Raw genomic sequence first — 12,621 nt, forward strand, 5'->3', positions numbered from 1 at the left:
TTAATGAAAGAAAAATTAAAAACTTTTAAATTATCAGAATAGGATTATATTGCAAAAAAATTTCTCCTATAAATTTGATTAGGGGTTAGATTTGTTACATTTATTATTCATACATGGACTATTTTAAAAAAGCGATTTTAGGATTAATGATTTTTTTTACATCAACCGCTAGTTTCGCGCAGAGCAATTACGAGAGGAGCATGCAGGCGATGATGAAGGGTGATTACAAAACCGCTGCTATGCAATTAGAAAAAGCTGAAGCTAAAACTCCTGATAATGCTCGTGTACTCCAGATGCTTGGTTATTCTTACTTCCAAAATCACGAATACGAGAAATGTATCGCCACTTACAGCCGATTGCTGAACATCAAGCCTACTGAAGTTTCGGCATATTATTATCGTGGTATAGCGAGGTTAAAAATTGCTAATGATCCTAAAGAATCGTTAAACACGATGCGTGAAAATTTTTATCAGGCATCTTTAAAAGATTTTACAAAAGCAATTGAGATTAACGGAGATGAAGATGCGCAGATGTTTCAGAACCGTGGCTTAGCTTATAAAGATTATGCAATTTTCAGGTCTTTCAAAGCAAAGAAAAAGGAAGAAAAAGCAGCTTGTATTGCTTTATTCAATAACTCTATTGCTGATTTTCAAAAGGTATTAACGCTACAGCCGTTAAGAAAGGATATTATCGATTGGGTAACTTATGACAAGGCGCAGATTGCCAGCCTTAAATAAAAAACAATCATTGAAATGAAAAAGGGATTTGATTATTATTCAGATCCCTTTTTTTTATTTCAGTTTTCCGATCACGGAGTATCTTTTATCCTTTAATAGCCTGATTTTCTGGTGCTTTTTGATGCTGTATAAGCTATCAGGACAATAAGTTAGCGTATCCTGAGATTGATAGAGGATATTTTTATTATCGATAATGATCTCTATTTTACCTGCTTTCTGACCTTTCCAGGCAATGGAAACCTTCTTTATGGGAATTTTTTTATGGTCAGAAGTATAAATATCTACTCCGTTTTCCTGGTTTGTTTCAAAACTTCCTTTCCATGATGTTTTGTTAATATCTGCATTAACAAAAATGGCAAGTTCCTTTGTCCAGTCAGCAATTTTAACGCTTTTGTTTTCAACCGTCCCATCTACGCTTACGGTTTTATTTACAACGGGGTTTAGCTTTTGTAAACGTGAAATTTCTTTCTCAAAATATCCTTTTATATCAAAATATGCCAAATTGGTATTTGCTTCAGCTGCTTTTCGCTGGTTACAGGAAAATAAAGCCAAAGCAAATACGGGGATAAAAAGTTTTTTGATCATTATACTAAAACGTTTCCTGTCATTTCTGCCGGAATAGCCACGCCTAATATTTTTAGAATAGTAGGGGCAATATCACCTAATTTGCCATCTGCAATGGTTTTGTAGTCTTTATCAATTAAAATGCAAGGAACCAGGTTGGTTGTATGCGCAGTGTTGACAGATCCGTCGGCATTCACCATAAATTCAGAGTTTCCGTGATCAGCCAAAAGAATGAACGAATAGCCGTTTTCCAAACCTTTGTTTACTACAGTTTCGGCACATTTATCTGCCGTTTCTACTGCTTTTACCACGGCCTCAAAAACACCTGTATGACCTACCATATCTGGATTGGCAAAGTTTAAGCAGATAAAATCAGCCCATCCTGTTTCCATTTCTTTAGTAATGGCATCCGTAATGCCTGCAGCACTCATTTCCGGTTGAAGGTCATAAGTTGCAACTTTTGGCGAAGGGATTAAGATGCGTTTCTCATTGGCAAATTCGGCCTCTCTACCGCCAGAGAAGAAGAAAGTAACGTGCGGATATTTTTCGGTTTCGGCAATACGAATCTGGTTTTTATTATTGTTAGCCAGTACTTCCCCGATAGTTTGGGTTAAATCATCTTTGGTGAAGATTACATTTACCTTTTCAAAGCTCTCATCGTAAGTTGTCATAGTAACGTAATACAATGGCAGTTTATGCATCTGCTGCTCCGGGAAATCTTTCTGGGTCAAGGCTGTTGTAATCTCACGCCCCCTGTCAGTACGGAAATTGAAACAGATGACCACATCATCATTCTGAATAGTGGCTACCGGGGCAGCATTATCCTGCGTTAATACAATGGGTTTTAAAAACTCATCTGTAATACCATCCGCATACGATTTTTTGATTGCAGCTAAAGCATCCTGGGTTTTTTCACCTATTCCATTAACCATTACATCATAAGCTTGCTTTACACGTTCCCAACGGTTATCACGGTCCATGGCATAATACCGGCCAACCATAGTTGCCAGTTTAGTATTGGAGTTTTGCAAGTGGTTTTCCAGGTCGGTAATAAAACCCAAACCAGAGTTTGGATCCGTATCACGGCCATCCAAAAAAGCGTGGACAAAAGAATTTGGAACATTTGCTTCATTTGCCGCATCGCATAAAGCTTTTAAATGTTCGATGTGTGCATGTACTCCACCATTTGAAACCAGACCGATAAAATGAACTGCTTTATTATGCTGTTTGGCATAATCAAAGGCACTTACTAAAACCGGGTTATTGTGCAATTCCCTGTCGGTTATAGCTTTATTAATTCTTCCAAGCTCCTGATAAACTACCCTTCCTGCACCCAGGTTCATGTGTCCGACTTCTGAGTTGCCCATTTGGCCGGCAGGTAAGCCTACTGCTTCGCCAGATGCCTCAAGCCTAGAATTTGGGTACTTCTGTAATAACGAATCGAAAAAAGGGGTGTTGGCAGCGTATGCGGCGTCAGAATTATCTTGTTTTCCATAGCCCCAGCCATCTAGAATTATAAGTGCGAGTTTTTTATCGTTTACCATTTTTATCGTAAAATTTATTGATCTTTGTCAAAACATTTTCATGTATAACATGTTTAGTGTTTTGTTTACATGGCAAATATAACTTTATTGAGGCGTATCCAAATGAAGAAATCCTTTTTTTGATATGCTAATGGCATAATTTTAGCTATAGGGTTTTGTATAAAATGCAGAAATGATCCGGAGCTTATTTTTATTCATAATTAGTTTATCGTCGTTATATCACCCAAATGCCTTTCAGGCCGATATAATCGATGATTTATCGTCGTATTTTAAGGCTGGCAACTCAAAGGAAATTGCTAAAGATTTTGCCTCAACTATCGAACTGATCATTATTGACGAAGAAGATGTATACTCTAAAGCACAGGGTGAACAGATTTTGAGAGATTTTTTTATCAAACATCCACCAATAAAAACAAGTATTTTTCATAAAATCAATACCAACCCAAATTATCGTTTTGGTGTAATCATGTTGAGCACTGCAAAAGAAACTTTCAGGGTTTCGATCACCATGAAAAAATTCAACACTAGTTTTTCTATTACCGAGTTACGGATAGAGCCTGCGAAGGATTAACGAAATAGCAATTTGTTTAATTGAGCTTCTCTAATCAGAAACCAAATTAGGCTTAACGATTCAGATTAACCCTTGGGAATTGTCTGCTAATAAATAATTATTATTTTTGCGGCATTAAAATCTATATTTTGGATAATCAACTGATACAGCAATTCATCAAAAATGCCCTTACTGAAGATGTGGGTGACGGAGATCATACTTCACTTTCTACAATCCCGAAAGGAACACAGGGAAAAGCCAGACTCATCATCAAAGAAGATGGGATTTTAGCTGGAATTGAATTGGCCATTGAAATATTTAAGGAAGTTGATCCCGATTTAGAAGTTGATGTATTACTACAAGATGGTGCTGCGGTTAAATTCGGAGATATAGCCCTAACCGTTGCCGGAAGTACACATTCTATTCTAATTGCCGAACGACTGGTGTTAAACTGCATGCAACGCATGAGCGGCATTGCTACTAAAACACATCGCATTGTCTCACTGTTGAAAACAACCAAAGCCAGGATTTTAGATACCCGTAAAACCACCCCTGGTTTGCGCTATTTAGAGAAATGGGCGGTAAGGATTGGTGGAGGGGTAAATCACCGCATAGGTTTATATGATATGATCCTGATTAAGGACAACCATGTAGATTATGCAGGAGGGATTTCAAATGCCATTACAGCTGCTCAGAAATATATTGCAGATCAAAATAAATCACTTCAGATCGAAATCGAGGTGCGGGACCTGGAAGAGTTAAGGCAGGTTCTTGCTGTAGGTGGTGTGGACCGGATTATGCTTGATAATTTCAGTTTTGAAGACTTAAAAGCCGCAGTGGAACTAATTGACGGGAAATTTATTACCGAGGCTTCCGGAGGGATTACTGAGGAAAACGTTGCAGCATATGCAGCTTGTGGAGTAGATTTTATTTCAATGGGTGCGCTTACACATTCTGTGAAAAGCCTGGATATGAGTTTAAAAGCATACTAAATTGATTTGCTCTAAAATTAAAAGCTTATTTTTTGTAACATTGTAGGCTATGGTTACGGTTTATTCTCTCAGCGCGTTAATAATTGCTTACCTTTTCGGATCTATCCCAACGGCTGTATGGCTAGGTCAGGCCTTTTATGGTGTTGACGTTAGGGAATATGGAAGTGGTAATGCTGGCGCAACCAATACCTTTAGGGTGTTGGGCAAAAAAGCCGGAATTGCCGTAATGATCATTGATATTGCAAAGGGCTATACTGCAACCAATTTAGCCTATCTCATTGGCATGTCGGTAACCGGCCCCCAAAATTCAGTTGTTTTTGTTAACTACCAGCTCGCCTTGGGGGTAACCGCAGTAATGGGGCATTTGTTCCCTGTTTTCGCTGGCTTTAGGGGAGGAAAAGGAGTGGCTACACTTTTTGGAATGGTTTTAGCAGTTAATTTCGAAGCATCTATGCTTTGCGTTCTGGTTTTTGTGGTGGTACTGCTGTTAACTAAATACGTTTCATTAAGTTCCATTTGTGCGGGATTTACCTTTCCGTTAAGTGTGGTTTTCCTGTTTCAGGTTTCCATTAAATCTGAAGTGCTTTATGGTATGGTGGTTTGTATTTTAATTTTGGTTACGCACCAGAAAAATCTCGAAAGATTGCTGAAAGGCAAAGAATCAAAAGTGTATTTGTTTAGAAAGAAAACGAATTAACCAACAAAACACATTTCTGTAAAACTTATTTATAAGCTTGCTGTTTAATCAACGGCTTTTGCTTATCAGTTTTACGAATCATTTAAAAAAAATCGCATTTATGAAAAAAATATTTTTAGCAGCAAGTGTTGCTGGGATCTTATTATTTAACTCATGTTCTACTGTTCCTTTAACGGGGCGTAGTCGATTTGATCTGGTAAGTAACGACCAGGTTTTGCCAATGGCATTCCAGGCTTATAATACTTTTTTAACAGAAAATAAATCAGCCGTTTTACCGGCGTCCAATGCTCAGGCTTTGAAGGTGAAAACCGTTGGAAACAGGTTAATTACTGCAGTAAAGTCATATATGAACAGCAATAACTATGGTAATCTGATTGCGGATTATCAATGGGAAGTTAATGTAGTACAGAACAATGAAAAAAATGCCTGGTGTATGCCGGGGGGTAAGATTGTGGTTTACACAGGTATTTTACCGATTACACAGGACGATGCTGGTTTAGCTACAGTTATGGGACATGAGATTGCCCATGCCATTGCCGGTCATTCAGCAGAACGGATGTCGCAAGAAATGGTAGCCCAGGGCATAGGTGCTGCTGCAGGTGTGGCGCTGTCTAAAAATCCGAAAACTCAATCCATTTTCAATACATTATATGGTGTGGGTACACCTGTTGCGATGTTGAAATTTAGCCGCAACCAGGAATTGGAGGCCGATCGTTTAGGTCTCATTTTTATGGCCATGGCCGGATATAATCCGCAAAATGCTACTGCTTTCTGGAATAGGATGTCAGACGCATCAGCAGGATCACAAAGGCCACCAGAATTTTTAAGCACCCACCCAAGTGATGCAACACGTATAGCACAGATCCAAAAATATTTGCCTGAAGCGAAACAGTATTATAAGAGGTAGGGTAGAAAGCATAAAGGTTGAAAGTTTAGTCTTAAGCAAAATATCTGGTCTTAGCGTCTCGCTAAGGCCTTTTTTGTTTCAAAAAATTTCAATTGCGTCACGAATGACAGACTCTTTTTAAGAATATTCATTAAGTCTTAGCGGAACGCTAAAACTAGGGGATGTTAATGGCCACCTAATACCTGCAAAATTGCACTGGCTTTGAGTAAACATTCTTCATGCTCTTTTTTGGCGTCTGATTCATAAGTAATCGCTCCTCCCACCTGAAATGATAAGTATTGCTTGTTACTATTGTATAAGATGCTTCTGATCACCACATTAAAATCGAAATCGCCATCAGGTGTTATATATCCAAATGAGCCAGAATAAACACCTCTTTTGCTTAATTCATATTCTTCAATCAATTCCATGGCTTTAACTTTTGGGGCACCTGTCATAGAACCCATTGGAAAAGTGTTTTTAATGGCATCGATAAAGTGGATAGCAGGATTTAATTCGCAGCTCACGGTCGAAATCATTTGATGAACCTGTGGGAAACTGTAGATGCCAAATAATTCATCAACGTTAACAGATCCCTTCACTGCAGATTTAGTGAGGTCATGGCGTACCAGATCTACAATCATTACATTTTCTGCCTGTTCCTTAATGCTGTTTCGGAGCTGCAATTTTACAGCTTTATCTTTTTCCGGATCCGAACTTCTTTTTGCTGTGCCCTTTATAGGTTGTGAAATGAGTCTCGATCCGCGTTTGCACAAAAATCTTTCTGGTGTGGCAGATAAAATATATTGGTCGTAAATCTTAAAATAGCCTGCAAATGGTGTGGGCGAAATCTGGTTTAATGCCTCAAAAGTATGAACGGGGCCTATTTCGGCATTTTCTGCAAAAAATTCCTGGCAGAAATTGACTTCATAAATATCCCCTCTATGGATGTGGTTCCTTAACGCCTCAACTTTAGCTATATATTGATCTTTAGATAATCTATGTGAGATCTGTATCGCTCTAAGTTGTTTTTTATTTTCAAAGGATAAAGATTCGATATCATCTAAAACAGACTCATTACCAATAAGAACTTCAGCTTTACCATCCTTAAAAGCAATGAGGTATTTTGGAACAAAAAAATATAAATCCGGGAAGTTTAAACCGTCGGGATTATTAGATTGAAGATCTTCTATTTCGTTTTTTAAATCGTAGCTGAAATAGCCGAAAATCCATTGTTTGTGCTTGGCATAAAAAGTTTTTAACTGATCAAAACCATTGCCTGTCGAGCAGTTTAGTTCTTCACGTACATTTGCAGCGATCATGAAATCGTAAGCCGAATAAGCATCTTTGTATTCATTTGAATCAAAGAAACAACATACCTCGAACTGATTGGCCCAGTGTAGCGCTTTTCGTTTAAAATCAGATATGTTTTGAATGGTTTTCAAGCTGCCGCAAAGGTAAAAATCACAGCGATAATTGTAAGAAATTAATTTTTATCTTTTGGAATTATGGTTAGCATCGTAAAATTAGTGTTTTTTAGGATTCATTTTGGTATGCCTAACCCTTAATATTCTTATGATCTGATTTTCGTTTCGATAGGATATCCTAAAATGATGTTTTTCAAAAGCACGGTATGTCCCGTCGTTATCTTTTTTATATTGATCAATCTTATGTTTTTCAGGATACTGAACTATATTTTCTACTGCTTGGGTTAAATCATTTATTACCTTTATTGCATTTTGTACGGATTCTTGGCTAATGTAATTATAGATTTCTCTTAATTGGTTTTTGGCTTGCTTAGTCCAGACAATTTCAAGATGTTTGGTTACCAACTTTTAATCTCATTTAATAATTCATCATGAGAAATATAATTGCCATTTTTGAACTCATGCTCTGCGGCTAAAAGCTCATTATTATAGACTTCAATGGTAACGTTTGAATTTTCTTTTTTCCCTTTTATAAACGCTTTAAGCATTTTAATTACAGAAGTTTTTTCGGCATCATCTAGCTGGGTAAAATAATTTAGCATTTCGCTTTCTAAGATAGTTGCCATAATCAAAGTGTTTGTACTCAAAAATAACTAAATTGGAGATGAAAAACAAACTTTTGAAATCAAGTTACTATCTCAATTGGCAATGAGTTGGCAACTTTCTGGCGCTATTGCTATTAAAGTTGACAACTCTGGAACTAAAAAAACAACCCAGTCGAGAACCACGAGTGCTCAGCGAAGCTAAATCTGTTTAGATAGATCTCTCCCTTTCGCTTTGCTACGGTCGAGGACGATTTTTTTGTGATAAGTAGCTAAGAACTAAAAAAGCAACCCGGTTTCGGGTTGCTTTCTTGTATTCGTTCTCACCCTGAAACAAATTCAGCGTGAAGAATTTTTAGCGTAATTCTAAAGTTTGTGCCCTATCTGGTCCTACAGAAAGGAATTTGATCGGCACCTCCAGTTCTTTTTCTAAGAACGCAATATATTCAGTCAGTTTAGCCGGAATTTCATCTACAGAGGTGATTTTGGTTACATCAGTAGCCCAACCATCAATGGCTTTCAATACTGGTTTTGGTTCAATAGAAATGATATCATAAGGCATGTAATCGATGGTTTCGCCATTATATTCGTAGTGAGTACAGGCGTAAATGGTGTCGAAAGTATCTAAAACATCAGCTTTCATCATAATTAATTCGGTTACACCGTTTAACATGATGGCATACTTTAAAGCAGGAAGATCAATCCAGCCACAACGACGGGCACGACCTGTAGTTGCGCCAAATTCGTGACCTAATGCGCGCAGGTTTTCACCAACCTCATTATCTAATTCGGTAGGGAACGGGCCGCCACCAACACGAGTACAATATGCTTTGAAGATACCATAAACAGCACCTACTTTATTAGGGGCAATACCTAAACCGGTACAAGCACCTGCTGTTGTAGTGTTGCTTGATGTTACGAAAGGATACGAGCCGAAATCAACGTCTAACAACGTTCCTTGTGCACCTTCTGCTAAAACCGCTTTTCCTTCTTTCAGGAAACCATTTACATAATGTTCGCTATCTACATGAGGAATGGTTTTTAGGAATTCGATGGCCTCAAAAAACGATGCTTCTTTCTCCGCTAATTCATATTCAAAACCTTCATAATGAGAAAGGATTTCGGTATGTTTTTCTACCAGTTTGGCATAACGCTCTTTGAAATCAGGTAGTGTAGTATCGCCAACACGTAAACCATTACGCCCGGTTTTATCCATATACGTTGGGCCAATACCTTTTAAGGTTGATCCAATTTTATTTTTACCCATGCGTGCTTCGTTAGCTGCATCCAGTAATTGGTGGGTAGGTAAAATTAAGTGTGCTTTGCGGGCAATCACTAATTTGCCATCGGCAATTGGGTCATGACCAGCTTTTTTTAAATTATCTAACTCTCTTTTTAGGATAATAGGGTCGATTACTACACCATTTCCAATAAGATTCATGGTTTTTTCGTTAAAAATTCCTGAGGGAATGGTATTCAGAACGAATTTTTTGCCATCAAACTCTAAAGTATGTCCGGCATTTGGGCCACCCTGAAAACGGGCGATAAGATCATATTTTGGACTGAGTACATCAACGATTTTTCCCTTTCCTTCATCACCCCATTGCAGGCCGAGAAGTACATCTACTTGCGTCATTATTTAATAAATTAAGCTGGTTTTATTTGTATTTTGATTTAATTTTGTTCGATTTTTTCGGCTGTTGCTGCACTTTCATTTACTTTCCTGGCCATGCTGCAATCAGAGCAGAAACCATAAAGATTTAGTGAATGGTGTTTAACATCGAATTTTAACAGATCACCCACCATGGTTTGGATCTGGTGGATGCGGGGATCACAGAATTCTACTACTTTACCACACTCGATACAGATCACGTGATCATGCTGGCGGTAACCATATGATTTTTCGAATTGCGCCATGTTTTTGCCAAACTGGTGTTTGGTAACCAAGTCGCAGGAAACCAATAATTCCAACGTATTATAAACCGTAGCACGACTAACGCGGTACTTTTGGTTTTTCATGTGGATATACAGGGTTTCTACATCAAAGTGGTCGTTTCTTGAATATATTTCTTCCAATATAGCGAAGCGCTCTGGTGTTTTACGTAGATTTTTGTTCTCTAAATAAGCCTCAAAAATCTTGCGGACGAGCTCATTTGTTTTTTGTTCAGACATAGTTTTTAAACTCCATTCAAAGGTAGTTAATTAGTTTGATTGTTCGAGGCTTAGATTGTTTAAATGTTGTCAAAGTCGGAGTTCTGAGGTGTGGATCCGGAAGTTGAAATCGCAAATAGACTGCAACTTAGACTCAAAATCCTGACTTCGGACTTCGGTCTACAGACTTTCAACTACCTATGCATCAAACCTGGTTACTCCTGTAACACCCCTTACTTTTAATAAATTTTTAATCAGGTTTTCCAGGTGTTCGGTATCATTTACAAAAATCATAATCGAACCATCAAAAATCCCCTCATTGGTATCGACTGTAATTGAGCGCATATTTACTTTAAAATCAGTAGAAATCACGCGTGTAATATTGTTGATTAAGCCAACGTCATCAATACCTACAATACGTAAGCCGGTTAAGAAGGTTAATTCCTGTTGTTTATTCCATTTGGCTTTAACCACCCGGTAGCCATAATTGGCCATTAGCTGCGCTGCATTCGGGCAGTTGGTACGGTGTATTTTTATTCCTTCGCTCACGGTGATGAATCCAAAAACGTCATCGCCAGGTATGGGGTTACAGCAGGCTGCCAACGTATAATCAATACGCTGCATATCTTCACCAATGAGTAAGATATCAGAATCTCCGCCTTTAATTTTGCTCTTTATTCCATCAACAGAAAGATTTTCAGGACGTTCGGGACCACGGTGTTCAACTTCTTTTCCGCTTAGCAGGTACTCTTTAATATCTTTTAGTTCTATTTTACCGAGGGCAACATTTACAAAGAGTTCCTGGGTAGATGGTAGTTTAAAGAAATAACTCAGTTTCTGAATGTTATCGGTATTGTAGGTGATTTTGAGCGATTTCAGTTTTCTTTCTAAAATCTCCTTGCCATTTTCGGCAATTTTCCGTTTTTCTTCTTTTAGTGATGATTTAATTTTCGATTTGGCTTTAGCCGTAACCACCACATTGAGCCAATCTTCTTTTGGGGTTTGTTTGCTCGAGGTGATGATCTCTACCTGATCGCCATTTTGAAGTTTGTATGAAATAGGAACCAGCTTGTGGTTAACCTTGGCCCCAATACAGGTTGCACCTACATCGGTATGGATCTCGAAAGCAAAATCCAATGCTGTAGCACCTAAAGGCAGTTGGATCAAAGCACCTTTTGGTGTGAAAATAAAAATCTCATCCGAGAAAAGGTTCATTTTAAAATCATCGAGGAAATCCAAAGCGTTGGCTTCAGGATTACTCAACATTTCGCGTACTTTCTGGATCCACTGATCGAGGCCGTTGTCATTGCTCGACTCTTTGTATTTCCAATGCGCGGCGAAACCTTTTTCTGCAATCTCATTCATGCGTTGCGTACGAATCTGTACTTCCACCCATTGCCCGCGCGGTCCCATTACCGTGGTGTGCAAGCTTTCGTATCCATTTCCTTTTGGAGATGATACCCAATCGCGTAATCGATCTGGATTTGGACGGTATAAATCGGTTACGATGGAATATGCTTTCCAGCAATCAGCCTTTTCATTTTCAGGAGCCGAATCCAAAATAATCCGGATGGCAAAAAGATCATAAACCTCCTCAAAAGGGATATTTTTCTTTTTCATTTTGTTCCAGATGGAGTGGATCGACTTAGGCCTGCCATAAACATCAGCCACTAAACCTTGTTCGTGCACAATCTCGTCAATAGGCTCTACGAATTTTTTGATGAAAAGTGCACGCTCTGCCTTTTTCTCATTTAATTTTTTTGCAATGAATTTATAGGTGTCAGGATCGAGATATTTCATCGAAAGATCTTCCAACTCTGATTTTATAGCGTATAAACCCAAACGGTGGGCAAGGGGAGCGTATAAATAAATAGTTTCTGAAGCGATTTTAAGCTGCTTGTGGCGGGGCATAAAATCCATTGTACGCATATTGTGCAAACGATCGGCGAGTTTGATCAGGATTACCCTTACATCATCAGCCAGGGTAAGTAGCATTTTACGGAAATTCTCTGCCTGCAAAGAGCTGTTGGTGTCAAAAACACCTGATATTTTGGTTAAGCCATCAATAATTTTGGCGGTTTTTTTGCCAAATTCGCGTTCAATATCTTCTAAAGTGATGTCAGTATCCTCTACCACATCGTGCAATAAGGCGCATACAATGGAAGTGGTTCCAAGTCCAATTTCTTCAGCAGCAATCTGTGCAACGGCAATAGGATGGTAAATATAGGGCTCGCCAGATTTGCGCCGCATATCTTTATGGCTTTCGAGTGCCATATCAAAAGCTTTTCGGATTTCTTTTTTATCCCCCTTCTGTAAGGTGGATTTACTTGCCCGAAGTAAGGCCCTGTATCTTTTTAGAATCTCTTGCTTTTCCGCCTCTAAATCAATCACTAACTCTGTTTTCATTTGTATTTTTTGCGTAAAAATTGCGTCTTATTTATGAATAAAACTTATATTAGTTCTGTGAAACA

13 protein-coding genes are annotated in these 12,621 nt (G+C 38.3%); 5 read left to right on the top strand and 8 right to left on the bottom strand.

Annotated elements, in window-relative coordinates; all coding sequences use genetic code 11:
• The first annotated feature begins 113 nt into the window (after window positions 1-113).
• Window positions 114-737 carry a tetratricopeptide repeat protein gene (locus ACFE6N_RS03470; protein ID WP_378933896.1) on the top strand — a complete coding sequence of 208 codons (624 nt, stop codon included), beginning with the start codon at window positions 114-116 and terminating at the stop codon, window positions 735-737.
• 54 nt (window positions 738-791) lie between these two features.
• On the opposite strand, the gene ACFE6N_RS03475 is transcribed toward ACFE6N_RS03470, so the two are convergent.
• Together ACFE6N_RS03475 and gpmI are read right to left on the bottom strand one after the other, a co-directional pair.
• On the bottom strand, window positions 792-1,322 hold the full coding sequence (locus ACFE6N_RS03475) for a hypothetical protein (protein ID WP_378933898.1): 531 nt from the start codon (window positions 1,320-1,322) through the stop codon (window positions 792-794).
• Window positions 1,322-2,845 carry a 2,3-bisphosphoglycerate-independent phosphoglycerate mutase gene (gene gpmI / locus ACFE6N_RS03480; protein ID WP_378933900.1) on the bottom strand — a complete coding sequence of 508 codons (1,524 nt, stop codon included), beginning with the start codon at window positions 2,843-2,845 and terminating at the stop codon, window positions 1,322-1,324. The genes ACFE6N_RS03475 and gpmI overlap by 1 nt, the downstream gene beginning before the upstream one ends.
• A gap of 172 nt (window positions 2,846-3,017) precedes the next feature.
• Between gpmI and ACFE6N_RS03485 the strand changes: the two genes are divergently transcribed.
• The 4 genes from ACFE6N_RS03485 to ACFE6N_RS03500 all read left to right on the top strand — a co-directional run bounded on the left by ACFE6N_RS03485 (window position 3,018) and on the right by ACFE6N_RS03500 (window position 5,991).
• Window positions 3,018-3,416, top strand: a complete 399-nt coding sequence (locus ACFE6N_RS03485; protein ID WP_090985254.1) for a DUF4783 domain-containing protein — start codon at window positions 3,018-3,020, stop codon at window positions 3,414-3,416.
• A 128-nt stretch (window positions 3,417-3,544) separates the two neighbouring features.
• Window positions 3,545-4,387 carry a carboxylating nicotinate-nucleotide diphosphorylase gene (nadC, locus tag ACFE6N_RS03490; RefSeq protein WP_378933902.1) on the top strand — a complete coding sequence of 281 codons (843 nt, stop codon included), beginning with the start codon at window positions 3,545-3,547 and terminating at the stop codon, window positions 4,385-4,387.
• A gap of 49 nt (window positions 4,388-4,436) precedes the next feature.
• Window positions 4,437-5,084: a glycerol-3-phosphate 1-O-acyltransferase PlsY gene (gene plsY / locus ACFE6N_RS03495; RefSeq protein ID WP_090985250.1), complete on the top strand. Its 648-nt coding sequence runs from the start codon at window positions 4,437-4,439 to the stop codon at window positions 5,082-5,084.
• Between the two features lie 100 nt (window positions 5,085-5,184).
• Window positions 5,185-5,991: a M48 family metallopeptidase gene (locus ACFE6N_RS03500; protein WP_090985249.1), complete on the top strand. Its 807-nt coding sequence runs from the start codon at window positions 5,185-5,187 to the stop codon at window positions 5,989-5,991.
• Window positions 5,992-6,155: 164 nt separating this feature from the next.
• Here ACFE6N_RS03500 and ACFE6N_RS03505 read toward each other — a convergent pair whose 3' ends face one another.
• From ACFE6N_RS03505 to ACFE6N_RS03530, 6 genes are all read right to left on the bottom strand, one after another.
• On the bottom strand, window positions 6,156-7,415 hold the full coding sequence (locus ACFE6N_RS03505; protein WP_378933904.1) for an anthranilate synthase component I family protein: 1,260 nt from the start codon (window positions 7,413-7,415) through the stop codon (window positions 6,156-6,158).
• Between the two features lie 81 nt (window positions 7,416-7,496).
• Window positions 7,497-7,802 carry a type II toxin-antitoxin system RelE/ParE family toxin gene (locus ACFE6N_RS03510; RefSeq protein ID WP_378933906.1) on the bottom strand — a complete coding sequence of 102 codons (306 nt, stop codon included), beginning with the start codon at window positions 7,800-7,802 and terminating at the stop codon, window positions 7,497-7,499.
• The gene (locus tag ACFE6N_RS03515; protein ID WP_378933908.1) at window positions 7,796-8,023 is read right to left on the bottom strand and encodes a hypothetical protein; all 228 of its coding nucleotides are present in this window, start codon (window positions 8,021-8,023) and stop codon (window positions 7,796-7,798) included. Before ACFE6N_RS03515 ends, ACFE6N_RS03510 begins: the two co-directional genes overlap by 7 nt.
• A gap of 331 nt (window positions 8,024-8,354) precedes the next feature.
• Window positions 8,355-9,635, bottom strand: coding sequence for an adenylosuccinate synthase (locus tag ACFE6N_RS03520; RefSeq protein WP_090985245.1), 1,281 nt, complete (start codon window positions 9,633-9,635; stop codon window positions 8,355-8,357).
• A 38-nt stretch (window positions 9,636-9,673) separates the two neighbouring features.
• Window positions 9,674-10,171 carry a Fur family transcriptional regulator gene (locus ACFE6N_RS03525; RefSeq protein ID WP_145860497.1) on the bottom strand — a complete coding sequence of 166 codons (498 nt, stop codon included), beginning with the start codon at window positions 10,169-10,171 and terminating at the stop codon, window positions 9,674-9,676.
• 177 nt (window positions 10,172-10,348) lie between these two features.
• Window positions 10,349-12,556, bottom strand: a complete 2,208-nt coding sequence (locus tag ACFE6N_RS03530; RefSeq protein ID WP_145860499.1) for a bifunctional (p)ppGpp synthetase/guanosine-3',5'-bis(diphosphate) 3'-pyrophosphohydrolase — start codon at window positions 12,554-12,556, stop codon at window positions 10,349-10,351.
• Between the last annotated feature and the right edge of the window lie 65 nt (window positions 12,557-12,621).

The organism is Pedobacter sp. BG31, assembly GCF_042464845.1.
GTDB lineage: Bacteria > Bacteroidota > Bacteroidia > Sphingobacteriales > Sphingobacteriaceae > Pedobacter > Pedobacter suwonensis.